Source organism: Mesorhizobium sp. (assembly GCF_024509055.1).
Classification (GTDB): domain Bacteria; phylum Pseudomonadota; class Alphaproteobacteria; order Rhizobiales; family Rhizobiaceae; genus Mesorhizobium.
This window is the reverse complement of record NZ_JANINM010000040.1, coordinates 14613-36262: the sequence shown is the minus strand read 5'-3', so window position 1 is coordinate 36262 and position 21650 is coordinate 14613. Positions and strand designations below refer to the sequence as shown.

At 62.5% G+C, this 21650-nt stretch carries 16 protein-coding genes and 1 tRNA gene; 3 read left to right on the top strand and 14 right to left on the bottom strand.

Annotated features, from left to right (window positions below):
- Positions 1–12 precede the first annotated feature (12 nt).
- The 12 genes from Q0L57_RS02675 to Q0L57_RS02620 form a co-directional block, all read right to left on the bottom strand.
- Complete coding sequence (locus Q0L57_RS02675; RefSeq protein WP_296737568.1) at positions 13–933, bottom strand: ABC transporter permease; 921 nt, start codon at positions 931–933, stop codon at positions 13–15.
- An 8-nt stretch (positions 934–941) separates the two neighbouring features.
- Positions 942–1892, bottom strand: a complete 951-nt coding sequence (locus tag Q0L57_RS02670) for an ABC transporter permease (RefSeq protein WP_296737566.1) — start codon at positions 1890–1892, stop codon at positions 942–944.
- Positions 1893–1952: 60 nt separating this feature from the next.
- Positions 1953–3563 carry an ABC transporter substrate-binding protein gene (locus Q0L57_RS02665; protein ID WP_296737563.1) on the bottom strand — a complete coding sequence of 537 codons (1611 nt, stop codon included), beginning with the start codon at positions 3561–3563 and terminating at the stop codon, positions 1953–1955.
- 40 nt (positions 3564–3603) lie between these two features.
- On the bottom strand, positions 3604–4602 hold the full coding sequence (locus tag Q0L57_RS02660) for an ATP-binding cassette domain-containing protein (protein WP_296737560.1): 999 nt from the start codon (positions 4600–4602) through the stop codon (positions 3604–3606).
- Positions 4599–5594 (bottom strand): ABC transporter ATP-binding protein, encoded by a 996-nt coding sequence (locus Q0L57_RS02655; protein WP_296737557.1) that lies wholly within the window; start codon positions 5592–5594, stop codon positions 4599–4601. The genes Q0L57_RS02660 and Q0L57_RS02655 overlap by 4 nt, the downstream gene beginning before the upstream one ends.
- Positions 5595–6368: 774 nt before the next feature.
- Complete coding sequence (locus Q0L57_RS02650) at positions 6369–7097, bottom strand: GntR family transcriptional regulator (RefSeq protein ID WP_296737554.1); 729 nt, start codon at positions 7095–7097, stop codon at positions 6369–6371.
- A gap of 143 nt (positions 7098–7240) precedes the next feature.
- Positions 7241–8203 (bottom strand): oligopeptide/dipeptide ABC transporter ATP-binding protein, encoded by a 963-nt coding sequence (locus Q0L57_RS02645; RefSeq protein WP_296737549.1) that lies wholly within the window; start codon positions 8201–8203, stop codon positions 7241–7243.
- The gene (locus Q0L57_RS02640; protein WP_296737546.1) at positions 8200–9399 is read right to left on the bottom strand and encodes an amidohydrolase family protein; all 1200 of its coding nucleotides are present in this window, start codon (positions 9397–9399) and stop codon (positions 8200–8202) included. The genes Q0L57_RS02645 and Q0L57_RS02640 overlap by 4 nt, the downstream gene beginning before the upstream one ends.
- A 16-nt stretch (positions 9400–9415) precedes the next feature.
- Positions 9416–10339 (bottom strand): ABC transporter permease, encoded by a 924-nt coding sequence (locus Q0L57_RS02635; RefSeq protein WP_296737543.1) that lies wholly within the window; start codon positions 10337–10339, stop codon positions 9416–9418.
- The gene (locus tag Q0L57_RS02630; protein WP_296737542.1) at positions 10336–11301 is read right to left on the bottom strand and encodes an ABC transporter permease; all 966 of its coding nucleotides are present in this window, start codon (positions 11299–11301) and stop codon (positions 10336–10338) included. Before Q0L57_RS02630 ends, Q0L57_RS02635 begins: the two co-directional genes overlap by 4 nt.
- Before the next feature lie 58 nt (positions 11302–11359).
- A complete protein-coding gene (locus tag Q0L57_RS02625) occupies positions 11360–12931 on the bottom strand; it encodes an ABC transporter substrate-binding protein (RefSeq protein ID WP_296737540.1) in 1572 nt (523 codons plus the stop codon).
- A 254-nt stretch (positions 12932–13185) separates the two neighbouring features.
- Entirely contained in the window at positions 13186–14202 is a 1017-nt protein-coding gene (locus Q0L57_RS02620; RefSeq protein WP_296737630.1) for an ABC transporter ATP-binding protein, read from the bottom strand.
- A 682-nt stretch (positions 14203–14884) separates the two neighbouring features.
- Here Q0L57_RS02620 and Q0L57_RS02615 point away from each other — a divergent pair.
- Together Q0L57_RS02615 and Q0L57_RS02610 are read left to right on the top strand one after the other, a co-directional pair.
- Entirely contained in the window at positions 14885–15559 is a 675-nt protein-coding gene (locus Q0L57_RS02615; protein WP_296737538.1) for a flavin reductase family protein, read from the top strand.
- A gap of 271 nt (positions 15560–15830) precedes the next feature.
- Positions 15831–17174, top strand: a complete 1344-nt coding sequence (locus Q0L57_RS02610; RefSeq protein ID WP_296737536.1) for an amidohydrolase — start codon at positions 15831–15833, stop codon at positions 17172–17174.
- 379 nt (positions 17175–17553) lie between these two features.
- On the opposite strand, the gene Q0L57_RS02605 is transcribed toward Q0L57_RS02610, so the two are convergent.
- Positions 17554–20607, bottom strand: coding sequence for an aminotransferase class III-fold pyridoxal phosphate-dependent enzyme (locus tag Q0L57_RS02605; RefSeq protein WP_296737534.1), 3054 nt, complete (start codon positions 20605–20607; stop codon positions 17554–17556).
- 152 nt (positions 20608–20759) lie between these two features.
- Here Q0L57_RS02605 and Q0L57_RS02600 point away from each other — a divergent pair, with 152 nt between their 5' ends.
- Positions 20760–21197: an Lrp/AsnC family transcriptional regulator gene (locus Q0L57_RS02600; RefSeq protein ID WP_296737533.1), complete on the top strand. Its 438-nt coding sequence runs from the start codon at positions 20760–20762 to the stop codon at positions 21195–21197.
- A 168-nt stretch (positions 21198–21365) separates the two neighbouring features.
- Here Q0L57_RS02600 and Q0L57_RS02595 read toward each other — a convergent pair.
- Positions 21366–21441: transfer RNA gene (locus tag Q0L57_RS02595), tRNA-Ile, on the bottom strand.
- Between the last annotated feature and the right edge of the window lie 209 nt (positions 21442–21650).

Below are 21650 nucleotides of genomic sequence, written 5' to 3'. Positions count from 1 at the left end.
TTCAGTTGGCGCTCATTGCGCGCCCGGGCGATGCTTGACCAGTTGCAGCCGCGTCTTCGGGTCAAGCGAGTCACGCAGGGAGTCGCCCAGGAGGTTGAAGGCCATCACCAGGACCGTGATGGCCACGCCCGGGATTGCCGCGATGTGGGGCGCCACGAAGACGAAGCTGCGGCCTTCGCTCGTCATGATGCCCCATTCGGCGAGCGGCGGCTGCACGCCAAGGCCGAGAAAGCTCAGCCCAGCGGCAGTGATGACGACCGCCCCGACGATGGTGCAATTGTAGACGACCGAGGCCGCGACGACATTGGGCAGCATCTCGACAAAGAGGATCTTGAGATCGGACGTCGCCATTGCGTGCGAGGCCTCGACATAGGCGAGCTCACGTTCCTGCTTGGCGGCGGCATAGACCACACGCGTATTGTAGGGCACGAGCGTGATGACAAGCGCGATCATCATGTTGACCAGTCCCGGCCCAAGAAGCGCGGCCAGCATGATGGCAAGCAACGCCATGGGGAAAGCGAACAGCACATCCATCAGGCGCATGATGACCTCGCCGAGCCGCGGATACCAGGCGCCGATCAGCCCGAGCGGGATGGAGATCGCGGCGCCGAGGATAACAGGCACGACGCCCGAGATCAGGGTCAGACGCGAGCCGTAGATGATGCGCGAGAGGATGTCGCGACCCTGGTCGTCGAGACCCAGCAGATGCCCCGGCGTGCCTGGCGGCTGAAGGCGCAGCGCAGGATCGGCGTCGCCGGGTGGGAACGGCACGATGTAAGGGGCAAAAATGGCGATGAGGACCAGCAGCACCAGGATGCCCGCCGCGACACGCGCCACTGGGTCACCAAGCACGCCCCGCCAGACGAAATACATGTTCGTGCGCCGCTGCGGCTTGGGGCCGGCAGGCAGCAATTGCGTGGATACGGCACTCATCGCTTTCTTCACCGTTGCTTGGGATCGAGGGCGTGGACAATGACGTCCGAGATCAGGTTGCCGAGCACGAAAACCACCGCGACGACGAGTACGCAGCCCTGGATCACCGGCACGTCGCGCTGCAGGATGGCGTTGAACAGCAGCAGGCCGACGCCGGGCCAGTTGAAGATGATCTCGGTGAAGACGACGCCACCGAAGAGGTAGCCGATCTGGAGCCCGCCGATATTGGCGAAGGTCGGCAGGGTGTTGCGCACGGCGTGGCGCAGCACGATCTGGCGGCGGCTGAGGCCGCGCGCTCGCGCGGCAAGGATGTAGGGCTGTCCCAGCACATCGATCATGCGGGAACGCGTGACCCGCGTCACGACCGCGATGGAGGACGCCGCGGTCGTGAGCGACGGCAGCACCATATGATGCAGCAATTGGCCAAGTCCGCCCGGTTCGACCATGTTGTACATGCCCGAAATCGGGAACAGCTTCCATTTGAAGCCGAAGAAATAGAGAAGGACGATGCCCAGCCAGAAGACTGGAAGGCTGGCCAGGAGCAGCGTCAGGGCGACGACCGACTTGTCTGTCAGCGAGCGAAAGCGTGGGGCGGACACCACGCTGAGCAGAAAGCCGAACACGAGCACGAAGAAAAGGCTGCCCGCCATCAGGATCAGCGAATTCGCGATTTTCGGCAGGAGGATCTGGGCTACAGGCAATTGCTGCGTGATCGAGTTGCCGATGTTGCCGTGAAGGAGATCGTAGAGCCATCTCAGATACTGGACGATCAGCGGCTGATGGAGGCCGAGTTCCTGGCGCAGCGTCTCCAGTTGCGCCTCGGTAGCCATATGCCCGAGAAGCGTCAGCGCGATGTCACCCGGGACGAGTTGGAGTGACATGAAGACGATAACGGTTACGCCCAGCAGCACCGGAACGGCGTAGAGCAGGCGCGTTGCCGCAAAGGAGATCATGGACATGGGCGAACCTTGCGATTGCGTCTCCGGCCGCTGTCTGCGGCCGGAGACGGCATCATGCCTTTACTGCTTGGTGATGCCGGTCAGATCGAACCAGTGCTGCGGCGCCAGCGTGAAACCCTTGACGTCGGACCGCATGGCAAAGACCGTGTTCGCCGCATAGTAGGACGTGAAAGCCATGTCGTTGGCGATGATGTCACGCACCTCATGCAGCTTGGCGTCCATCTGGTCGCTGGTAGCCGACGCCCTGGCCTGAGCCAGGAGTTCGTCGATCTTGGGATTGTTGTAATAGCCGGAATTGCAGCAGTTCGGCGGCAGCGCCGTGGTGGTCACGACCTGGTCCAGCCAGGCGAAGGTGCTTTCACCCCACGACGCCGACGTCAGCCCGGTGCCGTCACGCATGCCCTTCGACATCATGTCCCAGAACGTGTTGTTGTCGAACATTTCAATGCTAGCCTTGATGCCGACCTTGGCGAAATCGCGCTGCAGCCATTCCGCGTCGCTCTTGGTATTGACGTCGGAGCCCGCTCCGAAGGTCCAGTCCATGCGCGTGGTGAAGCCATCGGGGTAGCCGGCCTCGGCCAGCAGCTTCTTGGCGCCCTCCGGATCGTAATTGCAATCCTTGTAGTTGGGATCGTAGCCGGGGCCGCCCGGGTTGAGGATGCCGTAGGACGGGATCGCCAGACCCTTGCGTTCATACTTGGCCATGTCATCGCGGTTGATCGCCATGCACATGGCCTTGCGTACCCGCACGTCCTTGAAATGCGGGTCCTTGAGGTTGATCCACATGATGTAGGAGGTCGGGCCCTTGTCGGTGATGATGTTGAAACCCTGCGACTTCAAGAAATCCATGGAGTCCGGGGACGGCGAGCCGATGGCGTCCACCTCTCCGCTGACCAGCGCCAGTTCGCGCGTCGCGACCTCGGGGATGCTGCGCAGGATGATCTGGTCGGCCTTGGGCTTGCGCTCCGCGTTCCAGTAGTCGTCGTTGCGGGCGATGACGAGCTTTTCGCCGACCACGCGCTCAACGAATTTGAACGGGCCCGTGCCGATCGGATGTTGCTCGATGTTGTCATTGCCATAGGTTTCGACCGCTGTCGGGCTGATCATGCGCGGCGCTCCTTCCGCCCCCGACGTCATGCGACGCAGGAATTCGGCGTTCGGCTGCTTCAGGTTGATCTTGAATGTGTAGTCATCGACCACCTGGTAGCTGTCGAGGTCCTGCCACATCCAGCCCATAAGGCCGGCGGCCACCGGTTGGAAATATTTGAAGGTCTTGTCGGTCATCCGGTCGAGGTTGAACTTCGCCGCAGCAGCATTCCACGGCGTTCCGTCCTGGAACTTCACACCCTTGCGGAGATGGAAAGTGTAGGATTTCCCGTCGGGCGAGATATCCCAGCTCTCGGCCAGGGCCGGCACGATCGCTGGCTTCACGTCCGGCCCCTTGGTCAGGTCTTCCTCGACAAAGCTTTCGAAGATGCTGCGCACGACCATGAAGGTGTTCCACGTGCGCGACGCATGGGGATCCAGCCGATTGAAATCGGACTCCACGCCCATGACGACCGTGTTGCCGGCCGCCAGCGCCGGCACGCTGGACATGATGCCCGCCGAAGCGACCGCAAGCGCGAAGCCCGCGGCAAGGGTCTTCAGCAGGCCGGAACGGCGGGGTTTCATGCTACAGACCGAATTTCCAAGTATCATCATTTCCTCCCGTTTACTGTTGTTGCGGCCGGTCCCGGCCATAGAGAAAGCAGGCGACTTTCCTGTCGCTCTCATTGATCCCGGCGAGCCGCGGAACCGACTGGAGACAGGGTTCGAAACGGTCGGCGCAGGCGCCGGCATATATGCAGCGCTCGCCCTGCTGGACTTTCGTGCCCTCCAGATCCTCGGCGCGCTCGGCGGCTTGCTCCCACCGTGAATCCTTGCGCACATGCAGGACAGTGCCGAGAAAATCGCGGGTGAAGGGATGCTTGGGATCGCGGTAGACCTCTGCGCTCGTACCGCTTTCGAGAACACTGCCGCGGTACATCACGATGGTGCGGTCGCAGAACTGTTTCACGATCTTCAGGTCGTGTGACACGAACAGGAAGGTCAGGTTGAGTTTCTTGCGCAGTTCCGCCAGCAGATTGAGGATTTGCGCCTGGATCGAGACGTCGAGCGCCGAAACCGGCTCGTCGAGGAACAGGAACTCCGGCTCGAGCGCTAGGGCGCGGGCAATGGCGATGCGCTGGCATTGGCCGCCGCTGTATTCATGCGGATAGCGATAGGATTGGCTTGGATCGAGCCCGACCAGTTCGAACAGTTCGTCCACCCGCCGGTTGGCGGCGGCCGGCGAAACGCCGAAGTTCAATAGGGGCCGGGCGACATTTTCGGCCACTGTGCGCCGCGGATTGAGCGATTGCAGCGGGTCCTGGAAAACGATCTGGAGACGTTTGCGGTACTGCCGCATCTCCGGGCGCGACAGGGCGCGCAAATCGGCGCCATCATAGCGGATGTCACCGCTGTCGGGCTCGATCAGGCGCATGATCATGCGCCCGAGGGTGGATTTGCCGGAACCCGAACCGCCGACACAGCCGAGAATCTCACCCCTGCGGATATCCAGGCTGACGTCGTTCACGGCCTTGGTGCTTGTCTTCACGCGCGAAAACAGGCCGCCCTTGATGGTGAAGGTCTTGTTGAGCGAGCGCACCTCGATCAGGTTGGCGGCCTTCATTGCACCGCCTCCGGCACAGCGAGGTGGCAACGGACCATGCGGCCGCCGCCGGCGCTGCGCCATTCCGGCACCTGAGCATGGCAGATAGCGGTGGCTCGCTCGCAGCGCGGCGCGAAACGGCAGCCGCGCGGCGGCGCGAGGAGGTTCGGCGGTTCGCCCCTGATGAAGGTCATCGTCCCGGCCGGCGCGTCGGGATCGGGAATGGAGCGTATCAGCGCCTGGGTATAGGGATGCAGCGGAGCCGAGAGCAGTTCGTCGACCTCGCCCTCCTCCTGGATGTGGCCGCCATACATGACGAGCACGCGCGTGGCGATGGCGCGCACAACGCCGATGTCGTGGGTGATGATGATGATCGGTAGCCCGCTTTCGCGGTTGCGCTTCTTGAGCAGCAGGAGAATTTTCGCCTGCACCCCGACATCGAGCGCCGTGGTCGGTTCGTCGGCTATCAGGAGCTTGGGGCTGCAGGCCAGCACCATGGCCAGCCCCACGCGCTGGCACATTCCGCCGCTCAACTGGTGCGGATAGCTGGCAAGCACGCGAGCCGTGTCGGGAAAGCCGACTTCCTGCAACGATCGCGTCGCGATGTCGAGGGCGGCGGAGCGATCGAGAGCGCTGTCGTGGCGCATCATCGTCTCAACCAACTGGAATTCGACGGTGAAGGATGGATCGAGCGAAGCGCGTGGATTCTGGAAGATCATGCCGATCGTGCCGCCACGCACTCCTTCCATCGCCGCTTCATCGAGCTTGAGTGTGTCCGCGCCGGCCAGCTCGATGGAGCCGCCCAGATATTTGCCGGGTGGAGTGGTGATGAGCTTGATCAGCGATAACGCAGTGACGGTCTTGCCCGAGCCGGACTCGCCGATGATCGCGAGTATCTCACCGCGCCGGATGTCGAAGCTCACATCGTCGACGGCAACGACCGTGCCAGCGGGCGTAGCGAAACCCGTTCGCAGATTGCGCACTTTCAGTACAGGCTGACCGGCTTCATCCATCGCTCTCTCCCGAAGCGCGCCGCCCCAGCGAGGCATATTCAAAGCGTTGCATGTACACAGTAGTGTGTCAATTAGTTATCTACTTTCTGTATCCAGATTGTCGGAATTATGGAGTCGACAGGCCTTCAACCGTCTGCCATAAATTAGCCAAGCCTCTTGCATTTCCGCCTTTTCGAGCACCCCGAAAGCGGAGGCTTCACTATTTTCGCCAAGGGTCGGCTGGGCGATGAACCGACCGGTGGAGTTTCTGAAGTCAGAATTGTCGATTATATATATGTATACAGTTATCGACATCCGGTCGGCCTTGACGCTCTGAGGATACAGTGCTGGTCAACCCAAGCAGCGAGCTTTCCAGGCATCGCCCGCCAGGAGTCCGTCAGACGTCACTCAGCAGCATTCGCTCATTGCTAATGTCGGTCGTAAAATCGACGCCTCCGCTGCAAGCCGAGATGGGATCTCGTCGCGCCGGAGGCTGGCCGTTCGCCAGCACCGGAAGGGCACCCCGTGTCCGCCGCCAACGGTGTAATCCAACAACGGATAGCTTTGGTCTCGGCTTGTTCGCGCCGCCCGGTAGACGGCGACGTCACCCCGACCATCATCCGGTCAGGCAAGCCCATTCATGTCGGACAGTCGATCCTCGCGAGACCGGCGAAGGCCGAGGTGCGTGGAGGCGCTGGACCCGCCGGCGCTCGAGCAGTTGCAGGAACGCGCGAACGGTCTCGGGCGCTGTACATCGCAAGCACCACCCTCCGCCGGTCTACCTATCGGCAGACTTCAGCCAGCGGCCACCCGTTGCCGGTAGCCCGCCAGAAGTTCCTTGAGGCCGTTTTCGCGTGCCGGCTTCAGGTCGAGCAAGCCTCGCGTGGCAACGGCCAGCAGATGCTCGTCCATGAGCTTGACGGCTTCCGGTCCATCGCCGCGCAGCAGCGCGTCGAGGATTGCATGATGCTCGTTGATCGCACACTCCGAAGAGTGGGGCCGGCCGTAGAGCGCCAGGATCAGCGAGCAGCGGGAAGTCACTTCCTGCACAAAGCGTATAAGCAGGTCGTTGGCCGTCATGCTGGCCAGCAGCGTGTGGAAATCACCGGACAACCTGATGGATTGCGGCCCCTCGTGGCCCCGGGCCTTTTCTTCGTCGGCGACATGCGCCTTCAGTTCGCGTATCTGGCTCGGCGTAAGATTACCGGCAAGCGTCTCGACGACTGTGCGCTCCAAACCTCGCCTGACCTGAAAGACCCCCCGCGCTTCCGCGAGGCTGGGCGAAGCGACTTCCGCCCGCTTGTTGGGCTGCTGCGACACCAGGCCCTCGAGGGTCAATCGCGCCAGCACGCTTCGCACGATTGTGCGGCTCACGCCGAAGCTCTCGCCGACAAAATCCTCGGGAAGCTTCGTTCCAGGCGCCAGCGCCTGCTCGATGATCGCCAGCCGCAGTGCCTGGTAGACACCGTCGGCCAGGTTTCCTGAGCGGCTTTTTCGTTCTTTCGGTGAATTCTGATCGGTCATGGCGTGCCGATTTATCGGGTTGACTCTCATAAGTGTCAACCATGCAGCCAGCGACGGGCCTCCCGCCAGGGCGAAGACCCGGCAGGATAGGGAGGGCAAGTCTCAGGCTGCGACAATCCCGGATTGTCGGCGAGCCTGCGCCTTCAGCCGGCCACGGCATGGCAGGCGACATTGGCGCCAGCCGCCGAAGGCTTCAGTTCGGGCCGTTTTTGACGGCACAGGTCCATCGCCAGAGGACAGCGCGGGTTGAAAGCGCAGCCGGGCGGCGGATTGAGCGGGCTGGGGATGTCGCCGCCCAGCGGCGCCCGGTCGCGCTTTGGCGCCTCGAGGTCCGGCACGGTTTCGAGCAGCAGGCGCGTATAGGGATGCTGCGGATGATCGAGAATGTCCTCGCTCGGCCCCTCCTCCACCATGCGCCCCAGATACATGACCCCTATGCGATCGCTGAGGAAGCGGACAACCGACAGGTTGTGGCTGATGAACAGATAGGTCAGCCCCAAACGCTGCTGCAGATCCTTCAGCAGGTTGAGCACCTGTGCCTGCACCGACACGTCCAGCGCCGAGGTTGGCTCGTCGAGAAGTAACAGTTCCGCGTCGGCCGCCAGCGCCCTGGCTATCGAAATGCGCTGCCTCTGCCCGCCGGAAAATTCGTGCGGATATTTGTCCGCGTCGCCTGGCGACAGTCCGACAGTGGCCAGAAGTTCGCCTATCCGCGCGCGCCGGGCCGATTGCGGCAGCTTCTGGCGCAGGGGCTCGGCAATGCTTCGACCGATTTTCCATCGCGGGTTCAGACTGCCGATCGGGTCCTGGAACACCATTTGCAGCCGGACCCTCTCACCACCCGGCTTGCGGATCGCGATGGATCCGGACGTCGGCTTTTCCAGCCCGGCGACAAGACGGGCGACGGTGGACTTGCCGCAGCCAGATTCACCGACGAGCGAAAAGGTGGTTCCGGGCTCTATCGAAAAGCTCACACCGTCTACCGCCTTCACGATCTTTCGTGACGCGTTGGTGACCAGCCGCTGCAGGAATGGCTCGGAAACGTCGAAGCTACGGCCGAGATTCACCACCCGCAGAAGCGGAAGCTGGGTGTCGTTGTCAGTCATGGCGCATCAATGTCGACCCAGTTGCCGTCCCTTGCGACGATCCGGCCGCGCTTCACCACCAGCGAGCGCTTCGGCCGGTCGACGACGACCTGGGCAAGGTTTTCGCCCGGGATCAGAACGAGACTGCCGTCACACCCCGGCTCCAGCCCGTAACCCTTGAGGTCGAGCAGATCGGCGCCTCGCTTCGTGCCCATGTCCAGCGCGGCGATGAGTTCTTCATCGGTCCGGCAATTCGTCCGCCACGACAGGAGCCAGCAGCGCTCGAGCATGTCGCCGTTGCCATGCGGATTCCAGGTGTCTCGCAGCGAGTCGGATGCGATGGCGCACCGCACCCCATGCTCGGCAAGATCGAACAGCGGTGGAAACGGAATCTCGCCCGGCACCGCCGAGATGATCCCGATGCCTGCTTCGGCGAGCATGTCCTTTATCGGAGCGAGTTCTTCATAGGGCGCATCGCCAAGGCAGAACGCATGGCTGACGATAATCTTGTCCTGCATGCCGAGCGCTTTGGCCCGCTCGGCGATCAGGCCGAGCTCGAACAGCCCCAATTCGCCGCGTTCGTGCAGATGGATGTCGATCTTGGCTTGCTTACGATGGGCGATGTCGAAGATCGCATCGAGGTGTCCTCGGGGATCGCCGTCTATGTTGGCCGGATCGATGCCGCCGATGACTGTGGCGCCCTCGTCGAGCGCGGCTTCCATGAGCTCGACCGTGCCGGGCTCGATCAGCATGCCCAGTTGCGGAAAAGCGACAATCTCGAGGTCAACGGCATGTTTGGTCCCTTCCCATGCCTCCAGCACGCCATGCAGATTGTCGAGCTTGTAGCCCGGCGAGATATCCACATGGCTGCGTATATGCGTCGAGCCCATTGCAACGCACTGACGCATCAGGTTGCCGGCGCGTTCGGCTACGGACCAGGGCAGCGTCTTGCGGATATCGACTTCGTTGTCGATCATCGCTCTCAGCGTGCCGGGCACCTTGATGCTGTGCCACGGCAATCCCCACAGGATCTTGTCGAGATGCACATGGGCCTCGACAAAGGGGGCAATGGCAATTGCATTCCCGCCGTCGACGGTTTTCAGTCCGGCCCTGGACCGGGCCTGGTCGCCTATGGCCGCGATACGGCCCTTCTCGATCAGGATGTTCGTGGAGGCCCCTGCATTGGGCCGGACATTGGTCAGCAGCAGATCGGTCATTTCAGGCACTCGCTATCTAGCGCAGGCGGGGGTTGAGGGCATCGCGAAGCCAATCGCCGACAATGTTGACGGCAAGGACCAGCAGGACCAGGGCGACGCCGGGAAACAGCGAGACCCACCATTCGCCCGACAAAAGCAGATCGTTGCCGGCGCGGATCAGCGTGCCGAGCGACGGCTGCGAAGGCGGCATCCCGAGACCCAGGAAGGAAAGGATGGCTTCGGTAAGAATTGCGACGCCCAGGCCCAAGGTTCCGAGCACCAGAACGGGCCCGATTGTGTTGGGCAGGATATGGGCAAGCAGGATGCGCGGGCCGCCGACTTCGCTGATGCGGGCGGCGGCGACATAGTCCTTGCGGCGCTCGATCATCGTCGCCGCGCGAACCGTCCTCGCGAACTGGACCCAGTCGGCCACGCCGATGGCAAGGATGACGACATAGAACCGCATCCCTTCGCGCATCTCCATCGGAATGACGATCTTGGCGACGCCATCGATGAAAAAGGCGATCATGATTGTGGGGAAGCTGAGCTGGACATCGGCCAGGCGCATGATCACGGTGTCGACCCAGCCACCGAGATAGCCGGCCAGAAGCCCCAGTGTCACACCGATGGTCATCGAGAATGCGACAGCCGCGATGCCGACCAGGATCGAGATGCGCATGCCATAGAAAATAGTCGACAGGATATCGCGGCCCTGCTCGTCGGTGCCGAGCAGATAGGTGGACCCGCCGCCCTCGATCCATGCCGGCGGCAGCCGCGCGTCCATGATGTTGAGCGTCGCCGGATCGAACGGATCGTGCGGAGCGATCAGGTTGGCGGCAGCGGCGCAGAAAACCAGGACCAGTAGGATGACGCTGGCGAAGATCACCGGCGGCGAATGCCGGAAACGCCAGGCGAGCTCGGTCTTTCCGATGGCTTTCAGTTTGAGAATGAGCTGGTTCATTTCGCGCGCAACCTCGGATCGACGGCAAGATAGATCAGGTCGACAATCAGGTTGATCATCACGAAGCTGAAGCCCACGAAGGCGAGATAGGCCGCCATCACTGGAAAATCGGCGAACTCGATCGCCTGCAGGATCAGTAGCCCCATGCCCGGCCACTGGAAGACCGATTCAACCACGATGGCGAAGGCGATAAGGGATCCGATCTGCAGGCCGGTGATGGTGATGACCGGAAGCAGGCTGTTGCGGAGGGCATGCGTCAAATAGACGGCCCGGTCGGAGAGGCCCCTGGCGCGGGCGAACTTGATGAAATCGGCGCGTACTACTTCGAGCATCTCGCCCCGCACCAGCCGCATGATCATCGATACCTGGAACACAGCCAGCGTTATCGTTGGCATGATCAGCGCCTTGAGGCCGGACACTGTCAGCAGGCCGGTCGTCCACCATCCGAGCTTGACGACCTCGCCGCGGCCGAATGCCGAGAGCCAGCGCAATTCGACCGAAAAGACGAGGATCAGCAACATGCCGATCAGGAACTGGGGCATCGAAATCCCGAGCAGCGAGACCAGTTGAAGGAAGCGGCTCAGGAACCCGCGCGGGCGAAGAGCGGTGTACACGCCCATGGGAATGCCGACCGACAATGCGATGATCGTCGCGGACAAGACCAGTTCGAGCGTCGCCGGCAACCGCGCCAGGATGACGTCGGCCACAGGCTGCCTGTTCCGGTAGGAGACGCCGAAATCACCGACCGCGGCCCGCTCGACGAAGCGCCAGAACTGCACCACCGTCGGCTGATCCAGGCCAAGTTGCACGCGCAATTCCTGGCGTTGGTCGAGCGTGGCGTTGACGCCCAGGATGTTGTTCACCGGGTCGCCGAGAAAGTTGAAGATCGAAAACGACAAAGCCGACACGACCAGCATCACGATGACGACGCTGGTAAAGCGGGTGGCGAGCAAGGATATCATCTCAGCCTCTGAAAAAGACCGTGGCCGGGACGGTCTCGTCCCGGCCACCCAACATTTTTCAGTCCATGGTGTAGTACCAGAAGCGCGTATATTCGTCGGCCGGCACGATGGCGTGCACCTTGTCGCTCATGCCCCAGGTCAGGAACTGCTGGTGCAGCATGATCTTGCCGACTTCGTCGCGATGGATCTTCATGACCTCCGAGATCATCGCCTTACGCTTGGCGGGATCGTACTCGGTGCCGATTTGCGGGATCAGTTCGTCGACCCTGGCGTTGGAATAGCCCTTCGGGTTCCAGGCGCCCAGATCCCCGGTCGGCGTATGGATGGTGGCCGACAGAATGTTGTAGGCGTCGATCGTCGGCAGGCCGGCCCAGCCGAGCATGTAGAAGGAATACTTGCCGGCAGGCAGATCCGTATCCATTTGCACCGGCGTGTGCAGGGTCAGCTGCGCCTTTATGCCGACCTTGGCGAGCATCCCGACCGTTGCCTGGCATATCTGCTCGTCATTGATGAACGAGCCGGCAGGGCAATCCATCGGCAGGGTGAAGCCATTTGCGTAGCCCGCTTCCTTCAGCAGCGCCTTCGAGGCTTCGGGATCATATGGGAACCGCACCTCCAGACTGGCATCATAGAGGGGCAATTCCGGAGCCATCATTATCGCGGCTGGGCGGCTGTTGCCGCGCATGATCGAGCGCTTGATGCCTTCGATGTCGATGGCCTGGTAGATCGCCTTGCGGACACGCACATCGGCCAGCGGATTGGAGTTGAGGCCACTGCCGGCCAGCACCTTGCTCTGCTGGTCCATGCCGAAGAAGATCGTGCGCAGATGCGGAGCGCGCATGATCTTCATGCCGGGCGTCTTCTCCACCTTGTCGACGTCCTGGGGAGGAACATTGCGGATGAAATCGACTTCGCCGGAGAGCAGGGCCGCAACGCGCGTGGCGTTGTTCTTGATCGGCGTGTAGTCGATTTCGTCGATGTTGTGCTCGCGCTTGTCCCACCATTTGTCGTTGGCAACGAAGACGGTCTTCACGTCGGGCTCACGGCTCAGCAGCTTGAACGGCCCGGTCCCGATGCCCTGGGTGATCATGGCGCCACCGGTATTGGTGGACAGGTCGAGCGGCTTCTCGGCCCCGATCGATTCCTGGAACTTCTTGTCGAGAATATAGAGGCCGGCGAAATCGTTCAGCAGCAAGGCGTATTTGCGCCGCAGCGTCATGTCGACGGTGTAGTCATCGACCTTGGTAACTTCGGCAACAGGCTCCAGCAGGCCGGCAAAGGGCGAGCCGGGCGCGCCCGCGCGGTGAAACGAGAAGATCACATCGTCCGCCGTAAAGGGATCGCCATTGTGGAAGACGACACCCTTGCGCAGGTGGAAGCGCCACTTGGTGTCGGAGAGCGTTTCCCAGCTTTCGGCCAGCGCGGGCTCGATCTTGAGATCCTTGTTCCAGCGGACGAGCCCTTCATAGACGTTGCCGATCAGGCTCAGCGTGAAATCCTCTCGCGCCGCGTGAGGATCCATTGAGCTGATCTCCTGCGATTCCGCGAACCGCAAGGTCTTTGCATCGGCAATTCCGACGGCAAGGCAGGCACAAGAGGCAAGCAATGCCAGCTTCAAATAGTGTTTCATGGCTGTTCCCACTCGTTTTTTGATCGTTGTTTCTGCCCGGCTTCTCTCCGGCTCGAAGAGCTCGGGCACGGCGACGAACGGACGTCCATCACGTCGTACCCACGCTCTCCAAGGCGCAGGGCAGGAACCAACGATTCCACATTGTATGGGATTAGTCCACCATCTTGCATCCTAAATAATATATTTTTGTGTACACTTTTTTCTCGGCACACAATTGATCGACGCCCCACCCGCCAATGGGGTACGCATGGCACCTACAGTTCCGTGCCACCTTGATGGAGGAAACAGGCCACCAATGTTCCCTGCGCACTGGCGAGCGGCGGTATGGCCACCCTGCAGCGCTTGCCAACCTGCGCGCAGCGCGAATTGAACGCGCAGCCCTGCGGCCATGCGCCAAGGCGCGGCATAGACCCATCGATCTGCGCGAGCCGCTCGTCCTTGTGCTTCAGGGAAGGGATGGAGGCCATCAAGCCGGCCGTATAGGGATGCCGCGGCCTGTGAATGACGTCGTCGACGGAGCCCATTTCCACGACCCGGCCCGCATACATCACGGCGACGCGGTCGGCCGTTTCCGCGACGACGCCCATATCGTGCGTCACCAGCATGATGGCCGTGCCGCGCGTGGACGCCAAACGCTTCAGGAGCCCGATGATCTGCGCCTGCACGGAGACGTCCAGCGCTGTCGTCGGCTCGTCGGCGATGATCAGCTCGGGCTCGGCGGCAATTGCCAGGGCGATGACGATGCGCTGGCGCATGCCGCCGGAAAACTGGTGAGGATACTGGCTAAAGCGACTGTCCGGATCGGCGATCCCGACTTCCCGGAGCAATTGGAGCGCTCGCTCGCGGGCCTTCTGACGGCCCACCGGCGCGTGGGCGCGAATGGTTTCGGTAAGCTGCTGCCCAACCGTGAAAAGCGGATCGAGGCTGGTGAGCGGGTCTTGGAAGATGGCGCCGATATGACGGCCGCGCAGCCTTCGCTGCTCTGCCTGCGAAAGGTTGTCGATGCGCTGTCCCGACAGATGAATCGAGCCCGCGGTAATTTTTCCCGGTGCCTGGAGCAATCCGATGAGCGCGCTTCCGGTCAGCGACTTTCCGGCTCCCGACTCACCGACCACGCCAAGGATTTCACCTCTTCCTATGCCGAACGACACACTGTCGACCGCCACCAGCGAACCTTGGCGCAAGGGAAATTCGATACGCAGATCGCGCACCTCCAGCACCGTTCCCGTGCTTGCGGCGGCCAAAGCACCCTCCCCGACGGGATGTGCCATCCGCGCCCCGTCCATGGCTAATGTCGAATCCGGCAAAGACGCCATCGACAATCCTCGCTCCCCATAGTTGCAACACTATGACGTCAGTTTTGTATTCTATTTTTTCCGATACTGTACATTTATACGTTGTCTGTCAAATGCGACGAGCGCGCCTCTGACGCACCTCATCGCTATCCCTGCGGAAGGCCGAAAATCCTCGCGTCCACTATAGGCGGGCCACGTTACGTGGCGGAGCCAGAACCGGAGCGGAAGTTGGGAGCCCGAAGCCGCTGCTACCAGGCCAAACGAGAGCCGCTCGGGAGCAAGGCTATCTTCAACTTTTGAAATATCCATCTCTGTATTCTATTCATATTGATACTGAATACAGTTTCTGGCATCAGTATGAGCCTGCAGTCGACGCTGCGGGTGGAATCGCCAGATGATCAATCCGTCAACTACGAGCGCATTTAAGGTTGGTCGGTCCAGCCGACTCTCCGTCCTTTTGTCCAGCGCTAGGGCTTGCCGGAACTTGATGTCCATTGGGCAAAGGACAGCAAAGCGGGCTCAAGCACCCCAATTGATCTCAACCGCTATCGAAAAGCCTGCGAGGCGGCGGAGCCAGCTGCAAACGGGCGTTCACCGGGCGCACTTGGTGCGCTCCCTTCGAGAGTTTTGCTTTGGGCGAACTGAATGGAGGCTGATAATGGAATTCGATTTCGTCGAGCTTTCCGAAAAAGATCGATACCGGCTGCTGTGTAGCTTTGTCGGGCCCCGCCCTATTGCGCTGGTGACGACCGTCGACGAGCACAACGGCTACAACGCCGCGCCAATGAGTTTCTTCAACGTCTTTTCGCATGATCCCCCGCTGCTCATCATCGGCATGCAGACACGGCCCGACGGCACGGCGAAAGATACGGTCGCCAACATAAAAAGAACGGGGGAGTTCGTGGCCCACATGGTCGACATGTCCATCGCGCAAGAGATGATCGTGACCAGCATCAACTTCCCCAGCCACTTCGACGAGATCGAGTTTGCGGGCCTGACCAGCGCGCCCTCGATCAAGGTGGCCGCGCCGCGCATCAAGGAATCTCCCTGCGCCATGGAATGCCGGGTGTCCCAGATCCTCGACTATGGCCGCCGCACCATTGTCATCGGCGAGGTCGTGCACATGTATGTCCGCGACGAATGTCTCGACGAGCAAGGTCACTATGTCCGGCCTGATATTTATCAGCCGATTGCCCGCTTGCACGCTGACAACTACATCGTCTCCGATCGCCAGTTCGTGCTCAAGAAGCCGGCTGAGCTCCTCAAATACGAGGTGGTCGGCGACTACGCGGGAGCCCACTCCGCCAAAAACGCCGGTGGGGAACATTCGTGAAAGACGGCGTTCTTCCAACCAGTCTGGACTTGCCGGCGCGAACCACCGCACCGAACCGTGACCATCGAGGTTCCGCCGCGGCTCCTGGGAACGCGCCCCAGCCGTCGCCTCGTGCCTCGACAATGATGTGCTTCACCCCTTCCAACGGGATATCCACGTGCGGGATGCCTTCCCGCGTTTTCAGAAGGACGCGAACATGGACAATCCAGTTTCAGGTATGTCTCGGCGAAACTTCATGGCTGGCGCTGGAAGCCTGGCCCTGGGGGCCGGCATGACGGAAAGCATCGGCAGTGCGACCGCCGCGCCGATGATGGACATCGGCACCGTCACCACGCCGGTCACCAGCGTGCAGGACCTGTCAAAAGCCTATTACCTGACGAACGTCCGCTTGGAGACCGGCTTTGTCGAGGAAAAGAGGGCTTGGCTGGATTCCCCGGTCATCACCCATACCAGGACGGCATTGAAGACGCTGCGGATCGCCGACGGCAGGATCGCCGAGGTCCTCGACGCGACTTCGGTCGTTCCTCCGGGTGCGGCGGCGTATGACGCGCAAGGCCAGTTGATGCTGCCGACCTTTCGCGACATGCACATCCATTTGGACAAGACCTTCTACGGCGGTCCCTGGGAAGCGACGCTTCCGACACAGCATGGCCGGGCGGATCGCGTCGCCCAGGAACGCGAGGTCCTGCCCAAGCTCCTGCCGCTGGCTGAAGAACACACGGCTGCGATGGTCCGCCTGATGCACTCGCACGGCACCACGGTCTGCCGCAGCCACTGTAACGTCGATCCCGTCAGCAGGCTGGGCAATCTCGAACATCTCAAGGCATCGTTAGAGCGCTTCAAGGATACGCTCGATGCAGCCATCATCGTCTTTCCGCAGCACGGTCTCTTGGCTTCCGACAGCGTCGGCCTGATGCGCGAGGCGCTGCAGTCGGGCGGCGTCAGCTATGTCGGTGGCGTCGACCCCACGTCTTTCGACCATGCGATGGAAAAGTCGGTCGATACGACGGTTCAGCTCGCCCTCGACTTCAATGTCGGGATCGACATTCACGTCCATGAGCCACGCGAGACCGCAATTCCCGCGTTCAACCGCATCATGGACCACATGGAGAAGAACAAGCAGCTGCAGGGTAACGTGACTTTCAGCCACGCTTATTCGCTGGCCGAACTATCCAAGGAGGAGCTCAACGACATTGCCGCCCGTATGAAGGCCCTGGGCGTGACACTCGCCAGCGCCGTGCCGCTGGGCAAAGGAACCATGCCGCTTCGCGAACTGCACGAAGCCGGCGTCATGGTGATCTGCGGCACCGACAGCGTCATGGACTGGTGGGATTCGTTCGGGAATTGCGACATCCTCCAGAAGGCTCACGAAATCGCTCGTCTCGAGTACCGAAGCACCGAGTATGACATCAACCGTACGCTGGGTTTTGCGACCGGGTTCGTTACCCCGCTCAACGACAAAGGTGAGCAGGTGTGGCCGAAGGCCGGCGACGAAGCAAGCTTCAATCTCCTGCCGGCCAGCTGCTCTGCTGAAGCCGTCGCGCGTCTGCCTGTCCGCAATGCAGTGTTCCACAGGGGCAAGCTGGTCTACGGTGCAGTCCCGAAGGCTAGCTGATGCTGCAAGGCGCCGCAAAAGCATGTCTTGCTGTATGCGCTGACGACGATGCGACGACGGCCTCGCCAACAGGGAGGCCGTATCGATCGAGCAGTTGCCGCACCGGCCACTGGTGCTGCTCGATTTGCCCGAGACGCGAACCTATCTGATGGCGCTATTCGACTTCGCCGCGCATCATCCTCGGCTGGGGTTGCGCGCCCGCTCCTACGAGACCATCCGACGCGCCGGCAACTCGCTACTGGCGGCGTGCTGGATGACCAGCTTTGGCAACCGACAGCATCCTCTCCACAGCACCACGAGGACCGTCAGCGTCCACCAGAACCCCGCTTTTTATTATGAGGCGCGAAGAAGCTACCGGCGAGGTAGGAGGCATGCCCCGCTACTCCCCGCCGGCCAGCACTGCCTCGAAGGTGTCCTCGAGAACCGACAACAGGTGGTCGGCGTTGGCCCGGGTGAAGATCATCGGCGGGCGCATCTTGAGCACGTTGTCGCCCGGTCCTTCCGTGCCCATCAGCAAGCCGCGCGCGCGGGCGCCGTCGGATATCTTCTTGGCCAGCGCCGTGGCCGGTTCCTTCGTCCGGCGGTCGGCGACCAGTTCAATGCCCAGGAACAGCCCCATGCCGCGCACGTCGCCGATGGCCTCATGACGTTCCTGCATCTCGCGGAAACGCCCGATCAGATAATTGCCGATGTCCTGCGCGTTGCGGCGAAGATCGCCCCGTTCGATCACGTCCAGCACCGCCAGCCCCGCCGCGCAAGAGACCGGATTGCCGCCGAACGTGTTGAAATACTCCATGCCGTTGTTGAAGGACGCCGCAACCTCGCGCGTCGTCACCAGCGCCGCCATTGGGTGGGCATTGCCGATCGGCTTGCCCATGGTGACGATGTCGGGCACGACGCCTTGCGTCTCGAATGCCCACCAATGGCTGCCGACGCGGCCGAAGCCCACCTGCACCTCGTCGGCGACACATAGCCCACCGGCCGCGCGCACCATGGCGTAGACTTCCTTGAGATAGCCCTCCGGCAGGAAGACCTGTCCGGCGACGCTCGGGATCGATTCTGCCATGAAAAGCGCCGGGGCGCGACCCTCTCGGCGCATCGCATCGATCTGTTCGGCCACGCTGGCGGCGAAGCGCTTCGCATACTCATCCGCCGGCCAGTCCGCCGGCGCGCGATAGCTGTCGGGGATCACCGCCTCGAAGACATGCGGCTTGCGCCCTTTGCCACCCTTGCGCTTGTATTTGTAGGGGCTGAGGTCGATCAGCTCTTGGGTCGTGCCGTGATAGGCCCAGTCGAGCACGATGGCATCCTCTCGACCGGTGTGGGTGCGCGCCATGCGCAGCATTAGGCTGTTGGCCTCGCTGCCCGAGCACGCGAAGGAAGCGACGCAGAGTTCAGGCGGCAAGGTCGCGGTCAGCCGCTCGGCGTAGGCAACGATGTTGTCGTGCAGATAGCGCGTGTTCGTGTTGAGCCTGGCCGCCTGACTGGCGATGGCCTCCACGACATGGGGATGCGCGTGGCCGAGATGGCAGACATTGTTGAAGCAGTCGAGATAGGCTCGGCCACGATCGTCGATCAGCCAAACGCCGTCGCCGCGTACGAATTTGATCGGTTCGGAATAGGAGATCGACAGGTTGGGCAGCATCGTCGCCTTGCGGGCCGCGACGATCTCCGCCCGGCTGCGGCCGGTCTGCGTGAAAGTCTCGGGCGGGATGCCCGCCAGCGCCGCCGCGTCGGGGAACAGTTCGCGCCAGACGTCCAGATAGCTCGCCTCGCCGACACCCAATATCGCGGATGCCGCAAGGCTGGCATCGGCCGAAATCTGGAGATGCAGATGCGGCGCCCAGCCGCCGTTTTGCGCGGGCGCACCCATCTCGCCGACAAGCGCGCCGGCGGCGAGCCTCTGACCGGGCCTCAGTCGCGCGACGACTTCATGGGCAAGATGCCCCCAGAGCGTGACGAAGGCAGGGCAGCCCTCGGGCTCGTGCAGCAGCGCCACGAGGCCACCGTAGCCGAGCAACTCCTCCTCGATCTCGGCGCTCTGGACGGTCGCGGCGAGCGGTGTGTAGACCTTGGTGCCGGCCGGCATGAAGAGGTCGAGGCCGAGATGGCGGTCGCGTCGCCCACCCTCGATGAAACGCGATTTGAACAGATCGCCAGAGTAGACGCTGCGCGCCTCGCCCCATGGCCCGATGCCGAGGGCGACGCCTGCCTCCCTCGCATGGGCATCCCACCAGGCGGAAGCCTTTTTAGGGTCGGCGGCGGCCGAGGCGACCGTCATTGGATTGACGGCATCGCCATAGGGCACCAGCGCCTTGGTCAGCGTGGCCGGGTGCGGGTGCACGACCGGCGCCATGCTTCTGGCATTGCGATCGATCCAGGCCGAGACCGAGCTTGCGCCGTCGACCGCGTCGAAGCCGCAGGCATGACGCAGGATGGCCGTGGCAAAGCGCGGGTTCATGGCATCCAGGCGCCGCAGCATGCGCCAGGCCGGCGCTTCGCTGATCGCCAGGTAGGGATTGTCACCGACGCTGCTGGCGCGCGCCGCCGAAAGCGTGACGCTGATGACCAGCCGCGCCATTACAAGGTCGAACAAGAGGTCGAGCTCTTCCTCACGCAAGGGATAACGGGCGTGGAAGCCGACCGCCAGTTCAGCCGCTGCGCCGATCGGGTCCTCCTGGTCGAGGATGGCATAGGCGCAGGCCACCGCCACCTCGGCGATCAGTACCGTGTGCAGCGCGTCGCCGAAATCGATCACGCCGGCGATGCTGTCCGGCCGGTCCGGATCGACCAGAACATTCCAGTCATTGGCGTCGTTGTGGATCACCTGCGTCCGCAACATGGCGAGCCGGGGCGCCACCTGTCTGTCGAAGCGATCGAGGAAGCGCTGCAGCAAGGCGCGGTCGCCGCTATCGGCGACGTGAACGAGCCGGGCGCGGGCTTCGCCGACGCGCCGGACATCCCAGTCCAGCGCGCGCAAAGCGCCGGGGTGGATGAAGCCCTGCAGGGCGCGATCCATGCGGCCCAGCATCTGGCCGAGAGAATTCAGAACAGCAGGGCTGCGTGCGCTTTCGGCGAGCGGCCTGCCCGGGAGCCACGACACCATGCGCAGCGAATGACGCTCGCCAGACGCCGCCAGGGTGGTCGCCAGCGCGGTGCCCGATGCCGCCGTTCTCAGGCGCGGCAGCGAAAGATCGGGCGCGACAGCCGCCAGATGATCGAGCAAGGCCACCTGGAAAGCGCTCTCCAGGCCGGGTTCGCTGGCGTTGATGATCTTGAGGGTCCAGATTCCGGCGCCGGAAGCCAGCCGGAAGTTCTGGTCGCGCTCACTGTCGAGAGGGCTAAGCTCGCCTTCGATGCCGAAGTGCTCGCTCGCCAGAAAGGCGGCTTGGTCAATCGGGAAAGCGGGTGCGGGGTGGTGAAGATCGGTCATCGGGTCTGCCGGCTATCGGGGAAGGTGGTTGTGGCTAAAATTGGTGGATAGTTTTGCATGGCCGTGCAAATCAGACATTCGGCAAAGCGTCGGCCTCGCCGACAGTCTGACGTGATCGGCCGGCATATTGCCGGCGCGCCATGGAGCCCGCGGTGAAGCAGCCGGATGCAAAAGACCACGAGATCCTCGCCATCCTGTCCAAGGAGGCGCGCGTCCCGCTGAAGGCGCTGGCGGCGCGGGTAGGCCTTTCCCGCAGTGCCGCTAGCGAGCGGGTGGCACAGCTCGAGCGCGCCGGCGTGATCCGCGGCTATCGCGCCGATATCGGCCAGATGGACCGGGACGTCATCCGGGCCTTCCTTCTGGTGACGCTGGCCCGCACGCCCTCGATCAGTATCCTCGACAAGCTAGCCGGTTACGCCGAGGTGCGGCGCGTGTCCTCGATCAGCGGCCACCTCGACCTCGTCGTTGAGGTCGAGGTGGCGTCGATCGACCGGCTGAACAATCTGCGCGACAACATTGCCAGCGGGCCGGCGGTGCAGGACCTGACGACGCTGATCGTGCTGCGCCGGGATATCGACAGGGAGCAATAGGGAAGCGCACAGCCTTCCTTCCCGATCAGTTCCACCCCAACGCGGTACCGCCTCGCCTGGCTCTTTGCTCAATGGGTTGGAAGCGTTACGGTCTAGGAGCCGAGGGTCCAGCGAGGACGCCTTGGATTTTTGAGACCCTGGAAAACGCGCCAAAACGGGCGGACTGAATGGTGGGCCCGGAGGGACTCGAACCCCCAACCAAGCGGTTATGAGCCGCCGGCTCTAACCATTGAGCTACAGGCCCCACACGCGCTGGCTTAGTGTTTTTCGCGGCCCGGCACAAGGCTTTCGAAAGCACTGGCGGCAAACGCCAAAATCAGCCCATATTCGCGCCGTAGAGCGGCCCTGCGCCCATAAGGCGCGTGAACAGGTCCGGGCTTTGCACAGCACCGCAAGCAATCGACGTCTTTTCGAGTCGGGGCGGAAGCGGCAAAGGATACCGGATCGCAGATC